The organism is Paenibacillus lautus, from assembly GCF_050482385.1.
Classification (GTDB): Bacteria; Bacillota; Bacilli; order Paenibacillales; family Paenibacillaceae; genus Paenibacillus_AQ; species Paenibacillus_AQ lautus_B.
Genome location: NZ_JBCNHV010000005.1, coordinates 46,461 through 71,018, shown reverse-complemented (window position 1 = coordinate 71,018; position 24,558 = coordinate 46,461). Strand labels below are relative to the sequence as shown.

The window sequence follows — 24,558 nt, the reverse complement described above, 5'->3', positions numbered from 1 at the left end:
GACAAACCGATCATCAAGACTCAGACCTGGAATGGGAGCATTTGGGGCTGGGTCTTTCTCAAAATTACGATAAGTTCAGGAGGTTATCGCTATGCCGTGGCCTATGGTGCATTTTGGGGTTGCCGAGAAGTTGGGCCGACCGGAGCCGTCTCCGCATTTGCTGATCGGGAGTATCGCTCCGGATGCCATTCATGTTAGAGGCAAGATCACGAGAGAACAGAAAGGGATTACGCATCTGGTACATGAAGGAAGGCTGCCTGATGTAAACCTTATCAAGGAGAATTATCTGCATTATCTAAATCTGAAACCGGAGAAGGTATGGAAAGAATATATACACGGTTATTTTGCTCATATCTACACGGATTTAAGGTGGGTTCAGACGTTGTACGCTGATTTTAAGCAAGAAAACATAGAGGACCAAGAAAACATAGGATATACATATAACCAAGAGGTCAGCCAGCTTGAATTCGAATTGAAACGATCAGAGCATTGGACAGACTCCATTTTGAATAAACTTAAGGATTCGGCAGGACATTCCATACCTTTATTTGTTGAAAAGTCAGAGGTAGAGCAGTACCGAACGCTCAAATTAGAGTGGCTGTTGGATGAACGTAATGAGCCGAAGGTTGAGCTGATTTATTTTACCTTAGATAAAGTGAAAACGTTCATACAGGACACAGCTGCCGAGTTGAACACATTATTCAACCCATCGGGAATCGATGAACATGGAGGATAAATTGAAAAGAAAATATGCTGACCGGATCGCACTTTCAGCTATTGCTTACGGATATATAGGAGGTTGTGGCTCTGAAGAATAAACTTCGATTTGGTTTATGGATCTGTTCTGTCTGGATGGGATTGGTTTTATGCTCCTGTCAGAGCGAAGGGGAAAAGGTAGAGCATGTTGAAGCTTTTTAACCGATGAACAAAAGGATGAAATTAAAGCCCATGTTATGAAACACACTAAAAATCTGTGAGTCTATTGTAATTGAAGATACAAGGAGGACTTTATATGCTTCAAGTAGAAGTTAGGCGACCCAATCGCGGCGATATAGTGGCTATGGAGCATTTTTTCAGGTTCGTGATTACCGATACTTTTGCCAAAGAAGGTTTAGAGGATTTACTTGAAGACATGGAGCAGGAGATCGACAGCAAAAACGGGTACTTGAATGCGGATCTTGATACGAATGGAGAGCAGAGATACTTTCTTATCGGACTGCTAGACAACAACATTGTAAGCTGCATCGAGTTTGGACCATCCAATGCATTGATCCGGGAAGCTACTGATGGTGAATGGCGTGATGTAGTTGAAATTGGAACGGTATTTGTTCATCCTGATTACCAACAGCAAGGGATCGGAAATCTAATGTTAAATGTTATGTATCTTACGCTTCATAATAAGGGAATGACGGAATTTTGTTTGGATAGCGGATACTCCCATGCACAGAAGATCTGGAAGAAGAGGCTGGGTGAACCCGATTATGTTCTTCAGAACCATTGGGGGAGCGGAGCAGACCATATGATATGGAGAAGAAGGCTCGCGGATGTTCCTGTTCTATTCAGATTGTAGGCGGTTAATCGACTATCGAAACCAGGTGGTCGGTCTGGTTCAGGGGGATGGCGTACATTTTCATTCATTGAATAAAAATTCGTTATGATGTATATTTATTCCTATCATATTGTAGGAGTGGTATACGTGCATAAGAGAATCGAAGAGCTTACTTTAAACGCTTGGCCAGCGCTCCAAACCTTGACACACGATGGATGGCTGTTACGATTTGCAGACGGCTATACCAAGAGATCCAACTCTATTCATGCTCTATATACGGAGCCTTCGATAGACATTTATGCACAGATTGAACAATGTGAGCGTTTATATGTGAAGGCCGGGCTTGACGTCGTATTTAAAATGACACCATTCAATCCGCAGGAACTCGATCCTATTTTGGAATCCAGGGGTTATACCATACTGGATCCTACCAGCATTAGAGTGTTGGATCACCTGGATGATATGGAGTCCCCATCCCACAAGGAAGTTAAGATCGAAGAAAAGCTGACCGATGAATGGTTGGAAGCGCTCGGGGATATAACCGGAATTTCCGAGAGAAACAAGGCTGTGAAAAGAAAACTGTTTAACTATTCCGTGATACCGTATGGATTCTTCATCCTATATGATCAAGCTGAGCCTGTAGCATGCGGGATCGGAGCTTTGGAGCAGGGATTTGTAGGAATATATGATCTGGTTACCGCTCCAGCATATCGAAATCGCGGGTTCGGCAAACAGTTACTATTACATATTCTGCATTGGGCTAAGAAGAATGGAGCCACGCGCAGCTATTTGCAGGTCGTACAGGATAATCTTGCTGCAAGCCGGTTATATGATCGTTTTCAGTACGTAGAGATTTATTCCTATTGGTACAGACACAAGCGTATCGAAGGGGAAGCACATGCAATCCCAAATCATGGATGTTCGTGAATTTGCCCCTTACGTGAACAAGGGGTTACTCAATCAGAGGAACGGTTGTATAATCATGGAAGATGCCTGGCACGGATGACCTGGCTTTAGATAATGATATCCGATACGGAAAGTTGGTGAATCCATGTTTGATTTATCGTCGAAGTATTATGATGTAATTTACAGCCTTAAGGATTATGAGCAGGAGGCGCACCAGGTCCGGGAATATATTGAAGAACAGGGTAAGAATTACCGGACCCTGCTTGACGTTGCCTGTGGAACTGCTGAACATGCTTTGTTCTTAAAGCAGTACTATGCAATCGATGGTATTGATCTAAATTCCGAATTCGTCTCGATAGCGAAGTCAAAAAATCCTGAGGGTGATTATACCGTTGCCGATATGACCCGTTTTCGCTTAGACCGGAAATATGATGTGATCCTGTGTCTATTCAGCTCCATCGGTTATGTGAAGACGTTCGATCTATTGGTGCAGACCCTTACGCAGTTTAAGGAGCATCTGAACGAGGAGGGGGTCATTCTGGTTGAGCCGTGGTTTACACCGGATGTCTGGACCGCCGGGAGAGTGGACACGATCATGACTGAGCATCGCGGGATCTATATGAGCAGAATGTCTCATTCGGACCGCAAAGGCAATATTTCGATCATGAAATTCGAGTATTTGTTTGGAAGCGAGCATGGAATTGAGCATTATTCGGAGGAGCATCGTATGGGGCTCTTTACCGTGGAAGAGATGATCAAGGCATTCCAGGAAGCGGGTCTTCACGTGGAGCACGATCCACAAGGCTTGATTGGAAGAGGCATGTATATTGCACGAAATATGAAGTAAGGAGGAGCTTGTAATATGTACATCCATAGGCCGCTGGCAGACGAGGATTTATCAACGATATGCAGCTTTCCTCAAACGCCGGAGGAGCTATTTTACGTGAGTCCCAGATCGGAGTTTCCTTGGACGCCGGAGCAAATCTTGAGTTTGCTAGAAAATCGATATGATCCTACGGTGATTGTTGAAGAATCTACAGGGCAGGTTGTCGCTTATGCAAATTTTTATGAGGATGTTGATCAATCTCTGTGGCTCGGCAATGTTATCGTTGCTCCGTCGAATAGGGGAATGGGAGCCGCGCAGAAGCTGTTACAGACCATGATGGATATAGCCAAAGAGAAATATGGGATGACAACCTTTCATCTTAGCTGCCATAATACCAACTCCAGAGGGCTGGTTTTTTATCATAAGCTTGGATTTGAGCCCTTCGATGTTCGTATTACGACGTTAGATGATAATCAGAAGATGATTACCATTCAGATGAGGATGAATTTAGTCTGAGTGGGATGGTGTATAGTCGTTCTTGAAGCAAAGGATGAAAGGAGAGCGATGTATGTCCAGCGTTCAGGCGGTGCTGTTTGATTTTGATGGTACTTTAGCAGATACGCTGCCGCTATCGTTTAAAACGTTCCGAGCGGTTTTCATGAAATATGAAGGCAAAACGTTGACGGATGCGGAAATCGTGCAGATGTTTGGGCCGACGGAGGAAGAGATTATTACTGAAAATCTCTCGAACCCAGCCCATGTTGACGAAGCCGTAGAATATTATTACGAAGTGTTTGAGAAGGATTTTCAGAAGCATGTACAGGTGTCGGAATCGATCCAGAATCTAATCTCGAAGTTGTGGGATTTACATATACCCATGGTCATTATTACGGGCAAGAGCAGAAGGTGCCTGGATATCTGTCTTAGAAATCTGGAGCTGGACGGTTTTTTTGCCGCTACCATCACGGGTGATGAGGTTGAACGTTCCAAGCCGGACCCGGAAGGGATATTCAAAGCCGTTCAATTGCTCGGTCTGAGTACATCGGACGTGGTTTTTGTCGGCGACAGCGATGCCGATATAGCGGCAGGCAAATCAGCCCAGGTGCTCACCATTGGAGCGCATTGGTTTGATACCGTACAGAACGTAGAATTTAGCGTTGAACCTGATGATATTTACACTCGGCCCGATCAGTTAATAGCCCTCGTCATGGGCCAGGGAAATGGAGCGAGCGAATGAATATAGGAGGACTACATTGAACAACAAGACAGATATCGAATCTCAAGGAATTCCTTTCACAATAGATTGCGAGGACATCCTTCTCAGGGAGTATATGGTGGAAGACCTTGAGGCGATCTTCAAGATCACGCACGAACCGGAGATCAGACATTTCCTCCCCGGTTGGGATGTATCCAGGGAACAGCGGCTGGTATGGTTAACCAACTATGAGATGCCGGAGAATCGGCGGTTCCTGCAAGCCGTACAAGACGGCGGGGATGTGGGGCAGCTGCGTCTGCGGCTAGCCATGGTCTTAAAAGAAACAGGCGAATGTATCGGCTGGTGCAATACAGGTCCTAAGGAAGAACTGCCCCCGCCTAACAGAGAGATTATGTACGGAATCTCGAATCGGTATTACAATAAGGGATATACAACGCAAGCTGTACGGGCATTAATCCAGTTCTTGTTCCGGAATACAAGCGAGCGCGAGCTAATCGCTTTAGCCGTCGTTCATAATCATGCCTCCAATAAAGTGATCCAAAAATGCGGGTTTAAGTACGTAGGGGATATCGAGCTTGAGCAGGAGCGGTATCATCTCTATAGACTCCACAGAGAGAGTTAAGGAGGTATGATGAAACAGCTTGCCTTGGGTGTAGGATTCTTCATTTTGACTAATCAGCAATCCAGATTGCCATAAGTTAAGCAGCATGAGAAGGAGGGCAGCCGTGCGTTACAACGTTATTTTATTTGATGCAGATGAAACATTATACGACTATGCCAAATCGGAGGCTTTTGCGTTATCCGGCGTTTTTGGCGAGATTGATCAGGAGTGCACGGATGCCATCGTAGACAGCTACAGACACATTAACCAGCAGTTGTGGCGTGATTTCGAGCAGGGGAAGGTTACACAAAGTGACTTGCGTACGGCCAGGTTTGACCGGCTGTTGGCAGAACACGACATCAAGTGCGCCTTGGATGCCAATGCCTTTAGCGATATATACATAAAATATCTAGGACAAGGCTCCTTTCTGATGGAGGAGGCAGAAGAGCTGTGCAGTCAACTTGCGGAACGCGGTCAACGTATGGCTATCATCACGAACGGAATCAAGGAAGTGCAGTTTAACCGAATCAGCGGGTCGGCGCTATGCGATTCCTTTGAATGCATCATTGTTTCGGAGGATGCCGGGTCCCAGAAGCCCCACAAAGGCATATTCGATTATGCATTCGATAAGTTGAATCACCCCGACAAGAAGGAAGTTCTCATTGTCGGCGATTCATTAACTTCCGATATACAGGGAGGCATTCGTTACGGAATTGATACCTGCTGGTATAACCCGCTGCGCAAGGCAAACCCAACATCCATTCAACCTAAGTATGAGATCCATTCCCTTATGGAACTGCTCGATATAATCTGGCGTTAACTAAAATACATATCAACAAAGGAGCATGAACATGATACAGGCATTTATTTTTGACATGGATGGGGTCATTATTGACAGTGAACCGCTTCACTTTGAAGTCGATATTCAGGTGATGAACGACTACGGATCGGCGATAACCCATGAACAGTTGGAGAAGTATGTAGGCATGACCAATCCAGAGATGTGGGCAGCTATTAAAGATGAACATCAGCTTGCTCAATCCGTTTCGGAAATTATTGAATACCAATTGTCCAATAAAATTGAAATACTCACCTCACGGGAAATGGAGCCTATTGATGGCATTCGGGAGCTCCTTGCGGAGCTTAAAGCACGTAACATACCGGCAGCTATTGCATCATCATCGCCACCAGTATTTATATCGGCCGTCTTGCGTAAGTTCGATCTCCTGGATCAGTTTGAATGCGTTGTGAGCGGTGAAGAAGTGGAGAAAGGGAAACCGGCACCGGATGTGTATCTTAAGGCGGCTGAATTGCTCGGAGTGAATCCGGAGCATTGCATGGTGCTTGAGGATGCAAAGCATGGCGTTGCTGCAGCGAAGGCGGCTGGAATGACATGCATCGGCTTCGTGAACCCGAACTCGGGGAATCAGGACTTATCGCAGGCCGATCATGTGGTGAACTCGGTCCGAGAGGTCGCGCAAATTTGCCAATTTGAATAGTTCATGGTCTTAGAGCTTGGCAGTTTGGCCGCATATTGCGGCTAAGCTGTTTTTTTGTTTTTGGTCCAAATGGTTATAAACCCAACTTATTGATCATAAAACTCGTTTATACTATATCTACTATATTATATCTACTATTAGTATCTAGACCTAAGTCTAGGTTGATTATCGTCTGGAGACGGAAGGCATCCTTCTTCAATCATGATATTCTTACATTAACATGATATGTGAGAGGAATGTGAACGGATGATTTCGGATATAAATTTGACCCGCGATATCGCACAGTATAGGGACTGCCAAGTGTGTAGTCTAGCAGAGGAGACAAGGCCTGATGGATTTTTTACGTAATTTAGGCGATATCGGATTATTTATTCATGCCATGATCGATGCGATTATTTTTCCGATTCCGGCACTTTTATCGCAATTGTCTTTAAGTGCATTGAGTCCGGACCGTGCGATCTGGCTCGCCTCCATCGGCTTTGTCGGCTGCTTGATCGGAACGCCGATCGGTTATGGAATAGGCAAGGCTTCCGGAAATTTGGTCTTAACCAAGGTCATGAAGAAAAAATGGTACGATTCCGCCACCGTCTTGTTTACCAAGCATGGCGAAGCCGCAATTCTTGTCGGTGCGTTTACACCGATTCCTTTTAAAATCTTCACCATTCTATCCGGCTGCATGAGCTATCCCTTATGGAAACTTCTCACCTACGCAGCGATCGGACGCGCTGTGAAGTTCTATGCCGTAGGTGTGCTCTTCTACGTATATGGCCGTGCTGCAGAGAATATGGTGGACAGCGTGCTTCCGATTATTTTGATCTCCGTAGGTGCTCTGATTGGAGGAATTTGGCTGACGGTTCACTTTATCAAGAAACGCAGGAAAAAACGTTCGCAAATCCCTGTCGTGCAGGGTTCAAAAGATTCAGTTGATGTAACGGCAGGTGAAGAATGAATGATCGAGCGATTACGAAGATTTGATCACCGGGTATTTGTCTGGTGCAACCAGACGATCAGCAACAGAGCCTTTGATCGGCTGTTCGGCGGCATTACCCATCTCGGTGGAGCCACCTTTACGATTCTGAGCGCACTGCTCATCGCCTGGGCTGCATTTAAAGCATGGGACATAACGGCATATCAGAGTGCCATTGCCTTAACCATTAGCCATCTGATTGTTGTCCTCATCAAGAAAATTGTCAGAAGAGATCGTCCGTTTCGGGTTCTGGAGCAGGTGAAGATTGGAAATTTTCCATTGAAGGACTATTCCTTCCCGTCAGGACACACCACGGCAATCTTTGCCGTCATTACACCACTGTTGTTTCTGGTATCTCCGCTGCCAACGATCCTGTTAATTATCCTGGCTGCGCTGGTCGGTCTATCCCGTATATATTGGGGATATCATTACCCAACTGATTGCCTGGCAGGCAGTCTGATTGGATTCGGTTCAGGATGGCTGGTCGTTTACCTGATGCATGTCATTGGAATCACATAACGTTAGATAAGGAGTAATATTCATGAGATCCATATATGAGCAAAAAATCATCATATTAACCGGAAGTCTGGGAGAGGGTCACAACCAGGCATCAAAGGCCATTGTGGAATCAGCAAAAAGAAACTACCCTCATCTGCGCGTGAAAGTCATTGATTACATGGAGTTAACCCATCCACGCCTGCATGTAGCTGGTCAGTTTTTCTTTGTGCAATGGATGAAGCACTTTCCATCCTTTTATGGCTACTTATTCCAGAAAACGCGCGAGGAAAACACCCTCATCCAGATGCTGAAACGCTTTAGTACCTTCAGTCTTCACAGGCTCAGCACGATGCTGGAAACGGAAAATCCGGCTATCGTGGTTAGTACCTTTCCGCCGGCAGCAGCGGGCATGTCTCTGCTGAAAGCGATGGGTTTCACCAATGTGCCGACGGCAACCGTCATGACGGACCATACAGACCACAGTTACTGGATACACTCTCATACGGATTATTACATGGTTGGTTCCGATGTGGTACAGGTTGCATTGGAGCGCAAAGGCGTGCCAAGCGAAAAGATCTCTGTGACCGGTATTCCCGTAAATCCGCTGTATAGTCAACCTGTCGATTCGGAACGGCTCCGAGCCTATTACGGCTTGTGTTCATCCGAACAGGTCGTGCTGATTATGGGCGGTGGAGAAGGGATGATCGATAAAGAAATTATCGAACTCTTGAAATCAAGGGCATACCCGCAGGGTGTTCGGTTTATGGTCGTGTGCGGCCGCAACATGAAATTATATCAATCACTGCTGGAAGAGTTTTCAGATCATCCGCAAATCACGGTCATGGGTTACGTAGATCGTATGCATGAATTGATGGCGATAGCGGACCTAATGGTGACAAAGCCGGGAGGCCTCACGATTTCCGAAGCATTAACGATGGAACGGCCGATGCTGTTAGTGAAACCCTTGCCAGGCCAAGAGCAGGATAATGCAGATTACCTGGTTGGAATAGGCGTGGCACGGCAAGCCATGGCGGGTGAACTGCAGTACCAATTGCTAACATTAATTACAAGTCCGCCCTTGTTGCAAGAAATGAAGCGAAGAGCGGCCATTAATACGCATAAAGATTCGGCTTTATCAGTCCTCACAAGATTGATGGATATTCAACAGAATCGGCGCCATTCTCATGAATGGTCTGAAGATATGCATCCGGTGCCTTACGGGGTGCTGAACAAAGAAGTTTATGTAAATGATGCTCTACAACACTACTATGACAGTTATCGGTAAGATGAAGGAGTTTTCCCCATGAATTTGTTTGAATTGGTTGAGCAGTTGTTTGAACAATACGGCTACCTGGTGTTATTGATTGGGCTTCCTCTTGATTTTATTGCTCTTCCAATTCCTCCTGGAAACAGTACCTTAACCTATACCGGTTTTCTAACCTATAAAGGAATCATCGATATGGTTCCTGCCGTTGGATCTGCATTTATGGGAGCGGCCATGGGGCTAACCATTACCTATATCCTGGGATACAAGCTGGGGATGCCGCTTATAGAGCGCTATGGAAAATGGCTGTTTATCAAGCCGTCCCTTGTAGAGAAAACGCAGGCCTATTACAACAAATATGGAAATAAGCTGCTCATTATTTGTTTTTTCATCCCCGGGGTCAGGCAATTTATCGGGTATTTTATCGGCATGATTCGGGTTCCCTATCGAACGGTGTGGCTATATGGATACACGGGCGTGGCCTCATGGGTGCTGGTCTTTTTCAGCATAGGCTTTATATTCGGCGAACAGTGGCAGTACATTCTGAATGTGGTTGAGCATTATTTGAAAGTGATCTTTATCTGCCTGGGTAGTTCATTTCTCGTTCTGCTGGTATGGAGTCGTGTTAAACGCGAGAAAGCCAAGAAGCTGTCCAAAGTGACCAGGAATGAATAGGTATAAATAAAATGAATACTAGCCAAAGATGGCCCAGCAAACGAGGTTTTATGGTATCTGTGCTGGGTTTTTATGTTTGGGACGAGCCTTGCAGAATTTATGATATATTCTAAATAAGTCAGCAGCACATACATAAAGAGTTTGAAAAATACGGGATATAGTAGGGGGCAGATGATGAGCAAAATCATACCATTGTTCAGGGTATTCGATGAAACGAAGGCAAGGGAATTCTATATTCAATATCTTGGTTTTACCTTGGATTGGGAACATCGGTTTGATGATTCGGCACCGCTCTACATGCAAATAACTAAGGATTCGTTAACGATTCATTTGACGGAACATTACGGTGACTGTTCCCCAGGAGCAGCCATTCGCGTGGAGATGGCAGGGATTGAAGATTTTCACGAACAGCTGTTAAGCCAGAACTATCGGTATTCCAGGCCCGGAATCGAGATCGCCCCCTGGAATAGCAAAGAGGTATGTGTTACGGATCCTTTCGGCAACCGAATCACTTTCTACGAGGAGTTGGAATCCAAGTGAAGAAGCTAAACCAGATGCGATTTGAACAAGCCAGGCAATATATGCTGCACCAGGCCAGGGACCTTGAACGGGCACTATTCCGGTACGAATTCGAGGACGGGTCGTTTACGGACGTATTAACCGAGCTCGACAGCTATCAGAACAAGGACGGTGGATTTGGACATGCTCTGGAGCCCGATCTTCGCTGCAAGGAGTCATCTGCTCTGGCGACAACCAGAGCGCTAGAGATTCTTCGGTTGAATCCAGATCATCCGGAGCGGAACGAACGGGTTATATCCGCGTTAAAATATCTTGAGCACTCCTATGTGCCAGAACGGTCAGGGTGGGACATTATTCCGAAGGAAGCAGAGCAGTCTCCAAGGGCGATATGGTGGCAGTACGGAGCCTTCAAGGATCATTGGGGAAATCCGAACGCGGATATCATTGCGTATTTTATCGACGAGCGGGAGTTATACCCTTCGGAGTTTTTGGAATCAAGGATGGATTATGCTGTGAACTACCTGAAACAATCTAGCGATCTTCATGAAATGCATGAATTGTTTTGTTATTTGCGCTTGAACGAAAGATTGCCGAAAGAACAGGCGTCCGAGATCGGAGAAACACTTGAGGTTTTCATGGATCATTGCATAAGCAGGGATCCTGGCAGTCGCGAGGGATACGGAGCAACGCCTCTTAGCATTATGGATTCGCCGGATTCACCGTATTTTGTTAAATACCAAGAGCTTCTGCCTCTGGAACTGGATTTGCTTGTAGAGAATCAAGGGGAAGATGGTGCCTGGGCGCCCAATTGGAGCTGGTACCAGTACGAAGAGGTATGGCCGTTGGCCAAGGAGGAATGGAAGGGCGTTCTGACATGGAATGCACTTCGGACACTGCGTAATTTTGAAAGAATTGCAGTGGATTGACATCGGATCAGGAATACTGGACTCGTTGTAAAATGCGAATATCATTATCATAGGAGTTTTACAAAAAAATGATGGTCAAGGAGTGAGGGAACATGGATTTGAGATACCCGATAGGGCAATTTGAATGGGAAGGGAACTCCCCGCCTGAACAAAGGGAGCTCTGGATTCGAGAGATTAAGAGCCTGCCGGAGAAACTGAGGGCTGCAGTCCAGGGGTTGAGCCAGGAACAGCTGAATGTATCTTATCGAGATGGCGGTTGGACGCTCCGTCAAGTCGTTCACCATCTTGCAGATAGCCACATGAATAGCTATATTCGGTTTAAACTTGCTTTAACGGAAGACAACCCAACGATTAAGCCTTATGACGAGCAGAAGTGGGCAGCTCTTCAGGATTCATTGATACTGGACATTGACGCATCGCTTGTTTTGATTGATGGCATTCATGCCAGATGGGGTGCTTTACTAGACATCATGAATAACGGAGACTATCTCAGAACGTTCTATCACCCTGAGAACCAGCGAAAAACCAGTCTCGAATACGCCACGGGCATGTACGCCTGGCATGGGAAACATCATACTGCACATATCACATCTGCAAGAGAACGATTGAAATTTTAGATATAGCACATCCTACTCCGTCAACTGGCGGAGTTTTTGTTTGGTCATTATGTCGTGATATCTAACTGGATTGTCGCAATTTTACACTGTGAATCGGGCGGTTCGTGTGATAGATTAATGGCATGATGTCTTAATATTAGATACTGAGGTGACGAGAATGATTAGAATCGGAAAAATTAGTTATTGGCATGTGCACGCGTGGGATTATACGAAACAAGCGCAGGAGCATCCGGATGCTCAAATCGTAGCGGTATGGGATGAGAACCCAGAGCGCGGAAGAGAAGCGGCGGAGAAGCAAGGTGTACCTTTTTATGAATCCTTGGATGACATGCTGCAAAGTGACGATATCGATGCCGTGATCGTGGATGCTCCGACATCCATGCATAGAGAAGTGATGTTGAAGGCCGCGGCAGCAGGCAAACACATTTTCACGGAAAAAGTAATTGCTGCCACCCTTCAAGAGGTCAATGATATCATCAATGCCGTGAATGAGAACCAAGTCAAATTAACGGTATCGCTTCCGCGACTGAATGATGGCTATACCCTGGCGATCAATGAGGTACTGCAGCAAGAGCTGCTTGGCACCGTAACACTCGTTCGCGTACGCTTGTCTCATAATGGCGCAACTGCCGGTTGGCTGCCTGAGCATTTCTACAGCCTGGAGGAGTGCCGCGGAGGTGCCTTAATCGATCTGGGGTGTCATCCGATGTATTTGACACGCTTGTTCCTCGGTGAAGAAGCGGTTGATGTCAATGCGAATTTCGGTTACATTACGGGGAAAGAGGTGGAAGACAACGCCGTTGCTACGCTCTCTACAGCCACGGGTGCCGTCGGTGTAGTGGAAGCCGGATTTGTTAACAACTTCTCGCCGTTTACGATTGAGATTCATGGAACGGATGGAACCATTCTGTACGGAACGCCTGATAGCAAGCTTCTGATTCGTACAACGAAAAAAGAAGAGTACAAGGATGCTTGGGTTGAGCTGCCGGTACCGGCGAATCGTGCAAGTGCATTTGAACAATGGATTTCCCATATTCAAGAAGATACCATTGCAGAGGAAAATATCGCATATGCGGTTGAGCTAACCAAATTGATGGAAGCATCCAACCGTTCGGCCAAAGAGCATCGCGCCATTCGTTTGGATGAATTGCAAGCATAAGATACAGGGATGATGCATCAGGATGAATAACCATTTTCCATACGAATTGATGAAAGATCGGCAGGATGCCTTGGAGCGACTTGATCTGAGAGTTTATTGGGGTCGTTATGAGATTCGGGTTCTTCGGTTTCATCTCACCACCTTCCCGCCAGGAAAGATTGTTTCCTTCCACAAGCATGCGGAGTATGAGTTTCATTTCATACCCCGCGGCAAGGGGACGGTTATTATGGAAGAGGAACCTTATGCGCTGCGGGAAGGCATGTTTTATTTAACGGGTCCGAATGTGCTTCATTATCAGGAGGCGGATGCAGCGGAGCCGATGGACGAATTATGTCTGCACGTGGACATTATTCAACGCGATGAGGTATCCGAGCATGAGAGCCTGACGCTGACTGTTTCGGATCCATGGGAAATGGCGGAAGCCGATGACTGTATGGAGAAGCTGAGGGGATTACCGCTGAAGCCAACGATGGATATCCATCGTGCGATGCCTTATTTCCTTGAGGCTTATCAGGCTTCTCAGGAGAAGTATTCGGGTCTGTATACAACGATTAAGCAGTGCATTATTCAGATATTGCTGCGCGCTGTACGCGCATATGAATCCGAGCCATCGGAAGCGGAACTGCCTTCAAGGGATATGAAGGCTTACCGCTATCAATTGGCCCTGGAGTATATTCATGCAAACTCTTCGGGAGAGGTTGTACTGGATGACGTCGCGGAGAAGCTGCATATCAGCTCCAGGCAGCTGCAGCGAATATTCAAGGAGCAAGCGGAAGGACAATCCTTCAGCGAAATACTGGAACATGTCCGCCTTGAAGCCGTATGCAGGAAGCTGATCGATACCAACTGGTCGATTGATAAAATCGCAATCCATGAGGGGTTCTCAAGCGGAAGTTATTTGCATACCGTGTTTCGAAAGAGATATGGATATACGCCATCAACATATCGAGCAATGAATGTGAAATTGTAGGGGGAGTATCAGCCATGGGCAAAACCATTCGAATAGGAATTATTGGAAGCGGCGGCATTGCGGGGGAGCATGCAAAATATTATAAACAAATTGACGATGTGCAGATTGTTGCCGTAGCTGATATTTTACCCGGCAGAGCCGATCAATTTATTGAGCGCTGGGGACTTCAGGGAGCGATCGGATTTGATGATCACCGCAGATTGTTGGATCTCGACCTGGATGGTGTAAGCATCTGTACGCCAAACGTTGCTCATTACAGTACCACGATTGATGCACTGTCAGCGGGCAAACACGTAATGCTCGAGAAACCGATGTCGGTCACTTTGGATGAAGCCATCGAGATGGTCCAAATCGCGAAGAAGACCGGGAATATGCTCAATGTAGGCTTCCAGCCGCGTTATGATCCGAACATGGGCATCATTAAGAATCTGATTCAAAACGGCGAGCTTGGAAAAGTCTATTATGTGGAAACCGGAGGCGGTCGCCGCCGTGGAATGCCGGGTGGCACGTTTGTCCGGCAGGAGATTTCAGGGGCAGGTGCCATGGCGGACATTGGCTGTTATTCCTTGGACATGGCCCTGAACGCACTTGGATATCCCAAGCCGTTGACGGTATCTGCGTATACATCGAATTATTTTGGCACGAATCCTAAATACCACTCCGAATCCGGAGCGTTTAACGTTGAGGATTTCGGCGTAGCGATGATTCGATTCGAAGGAGACCTCGTGCTTAACTTTAAAACTTCGTGGGCTATGCATATGGATACCTTGGGGGCGACCATGTTCCTTGGAACGGATGCGGGCATGAAGATTACACCGGCAGGTTCAGGCCCTTGGAGCGGTGTGTGGGATGGGAAGGTAGGATCGATCTCCTTGTTCCATGATATCCAAGGTCATCATACCGAAAGCGCAATACCGCTGGTCCATCATGAGCTTAACGTATTTGAGGAGAAAATCAAGGATTTCGTAAGCGCTGTGCGCGAAGGCAAGCCGGCACCGATCCCGGGCGAGCAGGTGCTTCGGAATCAAGCGATTCTGGATGGCATCTTGCGGTCTTCCCAAAGCAAAAAAGAGGTTGAGATTCATATTCCGGACTTGGATTGATGGTAAGAAAGCCGCGCGTGAAGCGCGGCTTTTTTATGTGCTTGTTTAAACTTGTGAGGTGATATTTTTAACATATAAAAGCTTCCATTTTTTAGATGGATATGATAGTATGAATGCGAACAATTGTTCCTCGGAAGAGTTGGATTGGACCTAGACATAATATCCGGAATGAAGGATGGTGCAGACCTGATGACTGATCGATATGCTGAAATCGATGAGGTAATCGCGTATATTCACAATAATATTTATGAGCCTCTTCCGTTATCGACACTGGCGGATTACATAGGATATAGCCCATATCATTTTTCGCGTATATTTAAGGATCGAATCGGACTGCCTCCATTATATTATGTGTCCTCGCTTCGTCTGGAGAAGGCGAAGGACTTGCTATTACATACACATCTGAGTATCCGGGATGTCGCCATGGAGATCGGTCAGCAGAGTCTGGGTACATTTACGACACGCTTTACAGAAAGAGTAGGAGTAACCCCTTCCCAGTTTCGAAACTCGAGGGAAGAGGCGGACGAGCATTTGTTATCCCTGCAGAAACTGAACAGCTGGCGTGACTCCATACCAGTTGTGAATCCCAATCTCACGGTTGAGGGCACGGTAGAGGCAACGGCTCCATTTCAGGGTGTCATCTTGATCGGGCTGTTCGCCAAGCCGATTCCCGAAGGTTTACCGTTATACGGCACTTTGCTATCCTCCGTCGGCTCGTTTCGGTTCGGTGACGTCAGACCCGGAACGTATTATCTGATGGCTACTTCGGTCCCATGGGGGATGCAGGCGGTTGATTTCCTGCTTCCTAAGTCCACTACGCTGCGTACCCGTTCGAAGGAACCCATTATCGTTACCCCAAACTTTAAGACTCCGCCTCTTCATGTAACTTTGCATGTTCCCCGGCTGGATGATCCGCCGATTCTGATTTCTTTGCCATTATTAATGAATCACTTTCTCAAAAGGGTTGCTCCCATGTTACGATAAATTGATGGGGATGATTAGCGCCCTATGCATTTCGTTGACATTTGAGTTCTGATTCCTGATACTTAAATGAGGGCGAATGGCACAGGCAGTATTGTTTTATGTAAGTAAGAACGAGAGATTTGAGGTGGCACCTGTGATTGTTGTAAGCTCGTGTTTAGCCGGTTTGCAGGTTCGTTATAACGCTACGGATAGTTTGGATGCGAACATTCAGCAACTGGTCGAAGCGAAGAAAGCTGTGACCGTATGTCCCGAACTTCTTGGCGGATTCTCAATTCCGCGGGAGCCTGCGGAGATCGTTGGAGGAAACGGTGATGACGTACTGGCAGGGAATGCTAGAGTGGTTGAATTGTCCGGGAAAGACGTGACCGAGATGTATATAAAAGGTGCCTACCAAGCGCTTCGAGTGGCGCAAGAGCTCGGAGCATTGCTGATCGTCTTGAAAGAGAGTAGTCCTTCCTGCGGCAGTGCCATGATTTATAATGGAGAATTTGCCGATGAGAAGAGAGCCGGTTATGGCGTGACTACGGCTCTGCTGCGCAGGGAAGGTTATACGGTTATTTCAGAGCACGACCTTAGCGTATATGCAGCACAGCCGGAATACGCCTCTCTTTTTATTGGGAGATAAGTCAAACGTCTTCGTTTATATATTTTCGTCCTGCTCTATAATTATGATAGAATTATCATATCAACTGCTTACATGTTGTGATTCTTTATATTGGAGGGAATTATGGAACTCATAAATCAAACCGAAGTACAACAAATGATTGATAAATTGAAGGACCAGGATTTATATATTCACCTTGAGATGACAACAGGCGCTTATGCTGCCCATTATGACAGCACGAAGCACCCTGCGGCTAACTTTATTACGAATGCAACCATTCGTTACAGCCACGGTTCGATATCCGGCAATGGACCCTATCGGGTTGGATTGAAAATGAGTCAGGGCTGGGTATATACGGAAGGACTCACCCATTTCGAACAGAGTGATACCGATCGGCTGATCATGGCAGGTCATGACAATCAGGGCAAACTGGTTGTCGCTTTGCAGCTGAGCCGGGAACCTTTTTAATAGAGAGAGGAGACGAGGATTGATGGAGCAAAACATACTGGTCATATTGCCGCACCCGGATGATGAAGCATTTGGTTTATCCGGAACGTTGGCAAAATATATTATGGAAGGCGCTCATGTTACCTATGCCTGCTTAACGCTTGGGGAGATGGGCCGGAATATGGGCATTCCCCCGTTTGCGAACCGTATCACGCTTCCAACCATTCGCAAAGCAGAGCTGGAAGAATCCTGCAAAGCAATAGGTATACAGGATTTGCGATTGCTTGGTTTCCATGATAAAACAATTGAATTCGAGGATCAAAATAAGCTGGATAGCGCGATTGCTTCGCTGCTTCAGGAGATAAAGCCATCGCTGGTGTTCACGTTCTACCCTGGATATAGCGTTCACCCTGACCATGACGCAACGGGCGCGGCTGTAATCCGCACGATTCAGCGGATGCCGGCCGGTGATAGACCAGTCGTTCAATGTCTGGCATTCTCCAACAATTGTGAGCAAGAATTGGGTAAACCGGATGTTTATCAAGATGTATCCATGTTTATGGTACAGAAGCTGAACTCCATTCAAGCCCATCGCTCTCAATTCCAGGCAGCGGAGCTGCTGGGCAAGAAACAGATGAAGGCCAAGGAAGTGGAGCAGCGCTTCGGGACGGAACGTTTCTGGACCTATACATTTGAATAAATCCCCATCATAGGATGGATCCATAAAAAGAGCCGCAGAATTAGCATCTGCGGCTCTTTTTTACATGGTTTGGTCTAATGCATTGCGGAGAGAATGAATCGGCGTGCCGCCTCCTGAGAACAAATCGGATGGATATAAATAGGGTATTTATCGATTAAGTCTTGCACGATGAAGGATGCAGCGATTCCGGCCACGCCGAGCTCCATGCTGACTAATTAGGGGCTGCTAATGGATAAGGGGTAAATCATTCCTTTCATGCAGAAAGAGGTTTTGCCTGTCTCTTCCGATACCACGAGTACCAAGGCATCGCTAATTTCGGACAGGCCAATGGCTGCACGGTGACGCGTTCCGAGCTTACGATCGCCGTAGGTTTTGGCTGTTAAAGGCAACACGTTTGCGGCGGAAATAATCATCTCTTTACGTACGAGCACAGCTCCATCGTGCAGCGGGCTGCCTGGAACGAATATGGATTCAAGCAGGGGACTTGTGATTTCTGCAGACAAGGGAATTCCTGGCGTCACGATCGAATCCAGAATATCTTCTCGTTGAATCACAATGAGCGCACCCCGTTTTTTTTGACTGAGATGATATATGGATTTCGCGATTTCTTGATATTTGCTGGTGAAGGGGAAGAGAAAACAATTGAGATAATACGTTGATGAAATCGATTCAGCTTCCAAAAATTTAGTTCTGACAAGATCCAGCTCACCCAGTAGACATGAACTGCCCTGGTCCAAATTGACGATGATATGCTGTAACTGTCTCGTGATATCGGTGAGCTGCTCCTTCAATTTGTTTTTCAGTGGCGTAAAATTGCAATCATGATTCTGCATCCGATAACTTCCTCCTTATCATTGGTATCATTGCCATTCGGGGATATCGATATTCTCGACAGCAGGCAGGGCTGGGTTTCACTTATAGTTGAACCAGGAAAATCGATTTATTAGTAAAACTGATAAATGCTATAAGAACATTGTAATTGACCGGTCCAGGTAAGCTGTGATAGGTTCAAAGGAGAAATAAAATTAATTGTATAGTAATAGTAGGAATTAATAATGTGCGCTTTTGAGAGGTGGATATTGTTGGAACTTCATGTAACGAACAGTCCTTTTAATCAGGAACAGGTGGAACTGCTGAACCGCCTACTGCCCACACTGACAGAATCCCAGCGGACCTGGCTCAGTGGATTTATCGCTGCATTACAGGGAACGGCAGCCGCAGCAGCAGTTGTGGCAGCACCACAAGCGAACTCGTTAGCCGCTGTATCGGCGCCGGTGGCAACAGCAACTAAAGAAGTCACCGTCCTATACGGATCACAGACAGGCAATGGTCATGGATTATCGAAAAAGTTATCGAAGAAGCTGGAAGAGGTTGGCCTGCAGGTCACGATGTCTTCTATGAGCGATTTTAAACCGAACAATCTGAAGAAGTTACAGAATCTCCTGATTATCGTCAGTACGCATGGAGAGGGTGAACCACCGGATAATGCAATACCATTCTATGAATTTTTGCATAGCAAGCGGGCACCTCAGGTAGACCATCTTCAATATTCCGTACTGGCGCTGGGGGATACCTCGTATGAATTTTTCTGCCAAACGGGTAAAGATTTCGACCAGCGGCTCGAGGAATTGGGCGGCAAGCGGCTGACGCCAAGAGTAGATTGCGATGTGGACTTTGATGAGTCGGCTGCAGAATGGATGAATCAGGTTCTTCTATCGTTGAACGAGGCTGGAGCGGGATCATACGTTGTTGAAAATGGGAGTGCGGTAGCCCTGAGCGATAGTACGGAATCGGAATTTTCGAGAAGCCATCCATTTCAAGCGGAAATCCTCGAAAATTTGAATTTGAACGGCAGAGGATCTGACCGTGAAACTCGTCATATCGAAATTTCTCTTGAAGGTTCGAATTTGCAGTATGAGCCGGGTGACAGCTTAGGAATCTATCCGGAAAATCACCCGCAGCTGGTGGATGATCTCATCGCTGCTATGGGATGGAATGCTGATGAAATTGTTGTCATTAATAAACAGGGTGAAGCGCGAGCGCTTCGGGATGCTTTGCTCCGTTACTATGAAATTACGGTTCTCACGAAACCTTTGATCGAGCAAGTAGTTAAGATTTCAGGGAACGAAGGACTTCGGACATTGCTGGAGCCAGGTCATGAGCAGGAATTGCGCACCTATATCGAGGAACGGGATTTGCTCGATCTGGTACAGGATTATGGTCTGCAGCAATTGGCGGCTAACGATTTTGTATCCATACTGCGCAAAATTCCTGCCCGACTGTACTCGATTGCCAGCAGCTCCAAAGCCTTCCCTGATGAAGTTCATGTTACCGTTCGAACAGTGCGTTATGAAGCACATGGCCGCCACCGCGACGGCGTATGCTCCGTACAATTGGCTGAGCGTCTGGAAGCTGGCGATACGCTGCCGGTATACATTCAACATAACCCGAACTTTAAGCTGCCCGAGAATCCGGACACTCCGATCATTATGATCGGACCTGGTACAGGCGTGGCACCGTTCAGAGCCTTTCTGGGGGAAAGGGAAGAGACGGGGGCAGAAGGGAAATCGTGGTTGTTCTATGGAGATCAGCATTTCTCAACGGACTTCCTCTATCAGATTGAATGGCAGCGTTGGTTGAAGGATGGAGTCCTGACGCGTATGGACGTTGCTTTCTCTCGGGATACGGACCAAAAAGTGTACGTACAGCACCGCATGCTGGAGAAGAGCAAGGAGCTATATCAGTGGCTCCAAGAAGGAGCCTGCGTCTATGTTTGCGGCGACGAGAAGAAGATGGCTCATGATGTGCATTCCGCCCTGGGGTCTATTCTCGAGCAAGAAGGCGGGATGAGTCCGGAAGAAGCTGCGGAATATTTGACGCTCATGCAGCAACAGAAACGTTATCAGCGGGATGTGTATTGAGATTATCCCTGTGGTTGCGAGAGGAGAAAAAGGAACATGTCTGATAATAATCTAGTATCACCCCATAGTGCGCCGCATAGTGATGTTGAAGACATCAAGCGTCGAAGCAACTATCTGCGTGGCAGTCTTGTAGAGACATTAGAGGATCGCATTACGGCATCGATTCCCGAAGACGATAATCGGCTGATGAAATTTCACGGCAGTTATATGCAGGATGACCGGGATTTACGTAACGAACGACACAAGCAAAAGCTTGAGCCTGCATACCAGTTCATGCTGCGTGTTCGCGCTGCTGGCGGTGTCGTAACTCCGGAGCAATGGCTGATGATGGACCGTGTAGCCCAAAAGTATGCCAACGGAACGATTCGCTTGACCACACGCCAATCTTTTCAGCTTCATGGCGTATTGAAGTGGAATATGAAGAGCACCATTCAAGAAGTGAATGAAGCCATGCTTAGTACATTGGCTGCTTGCGGTGACGTTAACCGTAATGTGATGTGCAATCCGAACCCCTATCAATCCGAAATTCATTCGGAGGTATACGAATGGGCACGTATGCTAAGCAATCATCTCGATCCGCGCTCGCGTGCGTATCATGAGATTTGGCTGGACGGCGAGAAGATTGTAGACAGCCTGCAGGAGGGGGAGGGGCAGGAGCCGATCTACGGCCCGGTGTACCTGCCGCGGAAATTCAAGATCGGGATGGCTGTGCCGCCTTCCAATGATGTTGATGTGTATTCCCAAGATCTTGGCCTCATTGCAATTATTGAGGAAGGACAATTGAAAGGCTTTAACGTTTCGGTAGGCGGTGGCATGGGGATGACACACGGTGATCCATTAACCTATCCTCAAGTGGCAAAAGTCATTGGTTTCTGCAAACCCGAGCAGATCGTTGACTTGGCCGAGAAGACGGTGATGATTCAACGTGATTACGGAGACCGTGCGGTGCGCAAGCATGCTCGTTTCAAATATACGATTGATGATCGCGGAATCGATTGGTTTGTCAACGAGCTCACCAGCCGTCTGGGTTGGAAGCTGGAGGAGGCAAAACCGTTTCATTTTGATCATAATGGTGATCGCTACGGCTGGGTTAAAGGCAGCAATGGCAAATGGCATTTTACATTGTTCATCCAAAACGGGCGTGTGAAAGACGAAGCCGATTACCTGCTGATGACAGGTCTGCGTGAAATCGCTCAAATCCATAATGGAGATTTTCGTCTGACGGCCAATCAGAATCTGATCGTTGCCAATATCAGCAGCCACAAAAAGAAAAAGATTGAAGAACTCATCAAGCGTTACGGACTTACGGACGGTCATCATTATTCTGCCCTGAGACGAAATTCCATGGCATGTGTAGCCCTACCAACATGTGGATTGGCGATGGCAGAATCCGAGCGATATTTGCCAACGTTATTGGATAAAATCGATGTCATTCTGGAAGAGAACGGACTTCGCGAAGAGGATATCGTCATTCGAATGACCGGGTGCCCGAATGGATGTGCCAGACCGATGCTGGCCGAAATCGCATTTATCGGAAAGGCGCCTGGCAAATATAACATGTATCTGGGTGGAGGTTACTCCGGACACCGACTGAACAAGCTTTATAAGGAAAACATCGGTGAGGCCGAGATTTTGGATTCCCTTCGTCCCATCATGAAGCAATATGCACAAGAACGCGAGCAAGGCGAGCATTTCGGTGACTTTGTTATTCGCGCCGGTTACGTGAAGGAAGTATTAGACGGGCAACAATTTCACGCATAATGATACTCAGTTATAAACAGTTATAAATAAACCGGAGTTCTTCTTGTGGAGAGCTTCGGTTTGTTTTGTTTATTGCACATTGGATTGAGATAAATTAAAACCGTTTGGGGAGTTCGTCCGTCTTAACCCATAGAGCATCATAGAGAGAGAGAAGGAGAGGAGATCATGATGGGCTCCCAAGCAGAGATGAAAAAGGTGGTACTGACAACAACGGAAGAAGAAACTGATTTTTACCAGGCTATTATGGAACACAAGGACACACTGATCCATATAGCTTACAGTTATTTGCGCAACCGTTATGATGCCCTGGAAGCGGTGCAGGAGATGACGTGTAGAGCATGGGTCAAGCGTTCAACGTTAAAGGAAGGGAGAGCATTCAAAGCCTGGATCATCCGCATCTTGATCTATGTTTGCATTGACGAACAGAGACGTCGCAAGCGAGCTATCCCAGTGCCTGATCATGAGCTGGAAAAAGCGATTGTCGAACCAGCTATTGGCGGGTTCAATCATAACAGGCTTGCTATGTGGCCCGTTCTGAAAAAGGTGAAGCCCAAGTACCGACATGTGCTGATATTGAAATATTACAATGACATGACGCTGAAGGAGATAGCTGCGATCCTCGGCAAGCCGGAGGGAACAGTGAAGACATGGCAATACAAGGGGCTGGAGCATTTACGAAAATTAATGAATAATCGGGGGGAATGGCAAGATGACTAGTCCTGAAGAACAAGCAATGCTTGCCGATGCGGAACAGATCCGTCAGGAACAACGGCAGCAGTTTCATGCTATCGATGCTACATACGCTATTCAGCGCGGGTTGGCGATGGGACGGACGCGCGGGAAATCTCGAAATCATTCTTTGAACGTGGCTGCTATCACACTCATAACAATAATGGCTGCCGGTTTGTGGCTGCTCAGTCCGTTCAAGGACACCGTTACTCCACAGGCAGCCAAGGAGCAGACGTTGGACTGGGGAGCACTGAGGAAGTTTAAGGCAATGGACTATGATATCGATCAAAGTACATTGGAGTCGGCGATAAGAAACAAATATATTCAGATGATCAATAAGTCGGCGAAGTCGGGACCTTACCAGATTAACATTGACGCTGTTACAGCGGACGAGAACAAATTAATATTGTTATATACAGCCAAGACGAATTCCAGCCAGGAGATCTATGATGTGAATAGCGTTAGAATGAAGGATGCGCAAACAGGCCGTTCTCTAGGGTCTACCTCAAAAATAGGAGGTTGGGAAAGTCAAAGCTGGCATGGACGTGGAACATTAGAGTTGGATCGCAACCAACCTTTCCCTAGCAGCATTGAAGTGGATTTTCAAATTGCATCCGTAGATCGTGGCAAACTGTCTGATCCCAAGACAGGAACGGTCAAGTCAGAGATGAAGTACTCCGAGAGAATGAAAATTAAGTTCAATTTGGATCCGAAATTTGCTTCAATCAAGACGGAGACATATCAACCTAATCAAACCTTCATGCTTGGCGATCATCAGATTGTGTTATCTGAGGTTGAGATTTCTCCACTCATGACACGAGTCAGATTCGCTTACGATCCTGGGAAAAAAATTAATTTCAAAACCAAGCTTTTAATTAGCGACATGGTACAACCATTCGAAATTGAATCGAAGACGGCCGATGGGCGAATTTATAAATTGTCCAGCTTGTCAGGAACCGGAACCGAGGATGGGTCTCAGTATACGTTCAGCAGCAATATGCTGGATGAGCCAGAGTCGATGGTACTGAAGTTATATCCTGAATCCCGTGCATCGTATGCATCTGAACAAGAAGTAGAGAAACATATGCTGGAGTTCAAAATAAAATAAGAGAATAAA

Annotated in this window: 28 protein-coding genes; 27 read left to right on the top strand and 1 reads right to left on the bottom strand. The window is 46.6% G+C overall.

Features of this window, described 5'->3' with window-relative positions; all coding sequences use genetic code 11:
* Window positions 1-91 precede the first annotated feature (91 nt).
* The 23 genes from ABEW73_RS07970 to bshB2 all read left to right on the top strand — a co-directional run bounded on the left by ABEW73_RS07970 (window position 92) and on the right by bshB2 (window position 18,030).
* Complete coding sequence (locus ABEW73_RS07970; RefSeq protein ID WP_430163905.1) at window positions 92-736, top strand: hypothetical protein; 645 nt, start codon at window positions 92-94, stop codon at window positions 734-736.
* 276 nt (window positions 737-1,012) lie between these two features.
* Window positions 1,013-1,570 carry a GNAT family N-acetyltransferase gene (locus ABEW73_RS07965; RefSeq protein WP_430163902.1) on the top strand — a complete coding sequence of 186 codons (558 nt, stop codon included), beginning with the start codon at window positions 1,013-1,015 and terminating at the stop codon, window positions 1,568-1,570.
* A gap of 126 nt (window positions 1,571-1,696) precedes the next feature.
* A complete protein-coding gene (locus tag ABEW73_RS07960) occupies window positions 1,697-2,476 on the top strand; it encodes a GNAT family N-acetyltransferase (RefSeq protein WP_430163899.1) in 780 nt (259 codons plus the stop codon).
* A 124-nt stretch (window positions 2,477-2,600) separates the two neighbouring features.
* Entirely contained in the window at window positions 2,601-3,302 is a 702-nt protein-coding gene (locus tag ABEW73_RS07955) for a class I SAM-dependent DNA methyltransferase (protein ID WP_430163895.1), read from the top strand.
* Window positions 3,303-3,317: 15 nt separating this feature from the next.
* Window positions 3,318-3,797 carry an N-acetyltransferase family protein gene (locus ABEW73_RS07950; RefSeq protein WP_430163892.1) on the top strand — a complete coding sequence of 160 codons (480 nt, stop codon included), beginning with the start codon at window positions 3,318-3,320 and terminating at the stop codon, window positions 3,795-3,797.
* A 52-nt stretch (window positions 3,798-3,849) separates the two neighbouring features.
* Window positions 3,850-4,518 (top strand): HAD family hydrolase, encoded by a 669-nt coding sequence (locus ABEW73_RS07945; protein WP_430163890.1) that lies wholly within the window; start codon window positions 3,850-3,852, stop codon window positions 4,516-4,518.
* A gap of 16 nt (window positions 4,519-4,534) precedes the next feature.
* Complete coding sequence (locus ABEW73_RS07940; RefSeq protein ID WP_430163887.1) at window positions 4,535-5,119, top strand: GNAT family N-acetyltransferase; 585 nt, start codon at window positions 4,535-4,537, stop codon at window positions 5,117-5,119.
* Between the two features lie 103 nt (window positions 5,120-5,222).
* The gene (locus ABEW73_RS07935) at window positions 5,223-5,918 is read left to right on the top strand and encodes a YjjG family noncanonical pyrimidine nucleotidase (protein ID WP_430163884.1); all 696 of its coding nucleotides are present in this window, start codon (window positions 5,223-5,225) and stop codon (window positions 5,916-5,918) included.
* 31 nt (window positions 5,919-5,949) lie between these two features.
* Complete coding sequence (locus ABEW73_RS07930) at window positions 5,950-6,597, top strand: HAD family hydrolase (protein ID WP_430163881.1); 648 nt, start codon at window positions 5,950-5,952, stop codon at window positions 6,595-6,597.
* Window positions 6,598-6,928: 331 nt separating this feature from the next.
* Complete coding sequence (locus ABEW73_RS07925; RefSeq protein WP_430163878.1) at window positions 6,929-7,546, top strand: YqaA family protein; 618 nt, start codon at window positions 6,929-6,931, stop codon at window positions 7,544-7,546.
* Window positions 7,547-8,083 carry a phosphatase PAP2 family protein gene (locus ABEW73_RS07920; protein WP_430163876.1) on the top strand — a complete coding sequence of 179 codons (537 nt, stop codon included), beginning with the start codon at window positions 7,547-7,549 and terminating at the stop codon, window positions 8,081-8,083. It begins immediately after the preceding gene.
* A gap of 22 nt (window positions 8,084-8,105) precedes the next feature.
* A complete protein-coding gene (locus ABEW73_RS07915; protein WP_430163873.1) occupies window positions 8,106-9,347 on the top strand; it encodes an MGDG synthase family glycosyltransferase in 1,242 nt (413 codons plus the stop codon).
* Between the two features lie 18 nt (window positions 9,348-9,365).
* On the top strand, window positions 9,366-10,001 hold the full coding sequence (locus ABEW73_RS07910) for a DedA family protein (protein WP_098746185.1): 636 nt from the start codon (window positions 9,366-9,368) through the stop codon (window positions 9,999-10,001).
* 174 nt (window positions 10,002-10,175) lie between these two features.
* Window positions 10,176-10,541, top strand: coding sequence for a glyoxalase superfamily protein (locus ABEW73_RS07905; protein WP_430163870.1), 366 nt, complete (start codon window positions 10,176-10,178; stop codon window positions 10,539-10,541).
* Entirely contained in the window at window positions 10,538-11,446 is a 909-nt protein-coding gene (locus ABEW73_RS07900; RefSeq protein WP_430163868.1) for a hypothetical protein, read from the top strand. The genes ABEW73_RS07905 and ABEW73_RS07900 overlap by 4 nt, the downstream gene beginning before the upstream one ends.
* 92 nt (window positions 11,447-11,538) lie before the next feature.
* Window positions 11,539-12,063 carry a YfiT family bacillithiol transferase gene (locus tag ABEW73_RS07895; RefSeq protein ID WP_430163865.1) on the top strand — a complete coding sequence of 175 codons (525 nt, stop codon included), beginning with the start codon at window positions 11,539-11,541 and terminating at the stop codon, window positions 12,061-12,063.
* A 157-nt stretch (window positions 12,064-12,220) separates the two neighbouring features.
* On the top strand, window positions 12,221-13,222 hold the full coding sequence (locus tag ABEW73_RS07890) for a Gfo/Idh/MocA family protein (protein ID WP_430163862.1): 1,002 nt from the start codon (window positions 12,221-12,223) through the stop codon (window positions 13,220-13,222).
* A gap of 22 nt (window positions 13,223-13,244) precedes the next feature.
* Complete coding sequence (locus ABEW73_RS07885) at window positions 13,245-14,192, top strand: AraC family transcriptional regulator (protein ID WP_430163859.1); 948 nt, start codon at window positions 13,245-13,247, stop codon at window positions 14,190-14,192.
* A gap of 14 nt (window positions 14,193-14,206) precedes the next feature.
* On the top strand, window positions 14,207-15,295 hold the full coding sequence (locus tag ABEW73_RS07880; RefSeq protein WP_430163856.1) for a Gfo/Idh/MocA family protein: 1,089 nt from the start codon (window positions 14,207-14,209) through the stop codon (window positions 15,293-15,295).
* Between the two features lie 189 nt (window positions 15,296-15,484).
* Window positions 15,485-16,279, top strand: a complete 795-nt coding sequence (locus ABEW73_RS07875; RefSeq protein ID WP_430163854.1) for a helix-turn-helix transcriptional regulator — start codon at window positions 15,485-15,487, stop codon at window positions 16,277-16,279.
* 133 nt (window positions 16,280-16,412) lie between these two features.
* Complete coding sequence (locus tag ABEW73_RS07870; protein WP_430164958.1) at window positions 16,413-16,904, top strand: DUF523 domain-containing protein; 492 nt, start codon at window positions 16,413-16,415, stop codon at window positions 16,902-16,904.
* 102 nt (window positions 16,905-17,006) lie between these two features.
* On the top strand, window positions 17,007-17,351 hold the full coding sequence (locus tag ABEW73_RS07865; protein WP_430163851.1) for a YojF family protein: 345 nt from the start codon (window positions 17,007-17,009) through the stop codon (window positions 17,349-17,351).
* Window positions 17,352-17,373: 22 nt separating this feature from the next.
* A complete protein-coding gene (gene bshB2 / locus ABEW73_RS07860; RefSeq protein ID WP_076321817.1) occupies window positions 17,374-18,030 on the top strand; it encodes a bacillithiol biosynthesis deacetylase BshB2 in 657 nt (218 codons plus the stop codon).
* 215 nt (window positions 18,031-18,245) lie between these two features.
* Here the strand turns inward: bshB2 and cdaS are convergent, their stop codons facing one another.
* Complete coding sequence (gene cdaS / locus ABEW73_RS07855) at window positions 18,246-18,863, bottom strand: sporulation-specific diadenylate cyclase CdaS (RefSeq protein WP_430163849.1); 618 nt, start codon at window positions 18,861-18,863, stop codon at window positions 18,246-18,248.
* A gap of 249 nt (window positions 18,864-19,112) precedes the next feature.
* On the opposite strand from cdaS, the gene ABEW73_RS07850 reads away from it, so the two are divergent.
* The 4 genes from ABEW73_RS07850 to ABEW73_RS07835 all read left to right on the top strand — a co-directional run bounded on the left by ABEW73_RS07850 (window position 19,113) and on the right by ABEW73_RS07835 (window position 24,549).
* Window positions 19,113-20,951: an assimilatory sulfite reductase (NADPH) flavoprotein subunit gene (locus tag ABEW73_RS07850; protein WP_430163847.1), complete on the top strand. Its 1,839-nt coding sequence runs from the start codon at window positions 19,113-19,115 to the stop codon at window positions 20,949-20,951.
* A gap of 36 nt (window positions 20,952-20,987) precedes the next feature.
* Window positions 20,988-22,712, top strand: coding sequence for an assimilatory sulfite reductase (NADPH) hemoprotein subunit (gene cysI, locus ABEW73_RS07845; protein WP_430163844.1), 1,725 nt, complete (start codon window positions 20,988-20,990; stop codon window positions 22,710-22,712).
* A 165-nt stretch (window positions 22,713-22,877) separates the two neighbouring features.
* Window positions 22,878-23,429, top strand: coding sequence for an RNA polymerase sigma factor (locus tag ABEW73_RS07840; RefSeq protein ID WP_430163841.1), 552 nt, complete (start codon window positions 22,878-22,880; stop codon window positions 23,427-23,429).
* Window positions 23,422-24,549 carry a DUF4179 domain-containing protein gene (locus ABEW73_RS07835; RefSeq protein ID WP_430163838.1) on the top strand — a complete coding sequence of 376 codons (1,128 nt, stop codon included), beginning with the start codon at window positions 23,422-23,424 and terminating at the stop codon, window positions 24,547-24,549. The genes ABEW73_RS07840 and ABEW73_RS07835 overlap by 8 nt, the downstream gene beginning before the upstream one ends.
* Window positions 24,550-24,558: the final 9 nt, after the last annotated feature.

Coding starts and splice junctions, on each gene's coding strand:
- ABEW73_RS07970 (WP_430163905.1), top strand. CDS start 92: ATGCCGTGGCCTATGGTGCATTTTGGGGTTGCCGAGAAGTTGGGCCGA.
- ABEW73_RS07965 (WP_430163902.1), top strand. CDS start 1,013: ATGCTTCAAGTAGAAGTTAGGCGACCCAATCGCGGCGATATAGTGGCT.
- ABEW73_RS07955 (WP_430163895.1), top strand. CDS start 2,601: ATGTTTGATTTATCGTCGAAGTATTATGATGTAATTTACAGCCTTAAG.
- ABEW73_RS07950 (WP_430163892.1), top strand. CDS start 3,318: ATGTACATCCATAGGCCGCTGGCAGACGAGGATTTATCAACGATATGC.
- ABEW73_RS07945 (WP_430163890.1), top strand. CDS start 3,850: ATGTCCAGCGTTCAGGCGGTGCTGTTTGATTTTGATGGTACTTTAGCA.
- ABEW73_RS07930 (WP_430163881.1), top strand. CDS start 5,950: ATGATACAGGCATTTATTTTTGACATGGATGGGGTCATTATTGACAGT.
- ABEW73_RS07925 (WP_430163878.1), top strand. CDS start 6,929: ATGGATTTTTTACGTAATTTAGGCGATATCGGATTATTTATTCATGCC.
- ABEW73_RS07920 (WP_430163876.1), top strand. CDS start 7,547: ATGATCGAGCGATTACGAAGATTTGATCACCGGGTATTTGTCTGGTGC.
- ABEW73_RS07915 (WP_430163873.1), top strand. CDS start 8,106: ATGAGATCCATATATGAGCAAAAAATCATCATATTAACCGGAAGTCTG.
- ABEW73_RS07910 (WP_098746185.1), top strand. CDS start 9,366: ATGAATTTGTTTGAATTGGTTGAGCAGTTGTTTGAACAATACGGCTAC.
- ABEW73_RS07905 (WP_430163870.1), top strand. CDS start 10,176: ATGAGCAAAATCATACCATTGTTCAGGGTATTCGATGAAACGAAGGCA.
- ABEW73_RS07895 (WP_430163865.1), top strand. CDS start 11,539: ATGGATTTGAGATACCCGATAGGGCAATTTGAATGGGAAGGGAACTCC.
- ABEW73_RS07890 (WP_430163862.1), top strand. CDS start 12,221: ATGATTAGAATCGGAAAAATTAGTTATTGGCATGTGCACGCGTGGGAT.
- ABEW73_RS07885 (WP_430163859.1), top strand. CDS start 13,245: ATGAATAACCATTTTCCATACGAATTGATGAAAGATCGGCAGGATGCC.
- ABEW73_RS07880 (WP_430163856.1), top strand. CDS start 14,207: ATGGGCAAAACCATTCGAATAGGAATTATTGGAAGCGGCGGCATTGCG.
- ABEW73_RS07875 (WP_430163854.1), top strand. CDS start 15,485: ATGACTGATCGATATGCTGAAATCGATGAGGTAATCGCGTATATTCAC.
- ABEW73_RS07865 (WP_430163851.1), top strand. CDS start 17,007: ATGGAACTCATAAATCAAACCGAAGTACAACAAATGATTGATAAATTG.
- bshB2 (WP_076321817.1), top strand. CDS start 17,374: ATGGAGCAAAACATACTGGTCATATTGCCGCACCCGGATGATGAAGCA.
- cdaS (WP_430163849.1), bottom strand. CDS start 18,863: ATGCAGAATCATGATTGCAATTTTACGCCACTGAAAAACAAATTGAAG.
- cysI (WP_430163844.1), top strand. CDS start 20,988: ATGTCTGATAATAATCTAGTATCACCCCATAGTGCGCCGCATAGTGAT.
- ABEW73_RS07840 (WP_430163841.1), top strand. CDS start 22,878: ATGATGGGCTCCCAAGCAGAGATGAAAAAGGTGGTACTGACAACAACG.
- ABEW73_RS07835 (WP_430163838.1), top strand. CDS start 23,422: ATGACTAGTCCTGAAGAACAAGCAATGCTTGCCGATGCGGAACAGATC.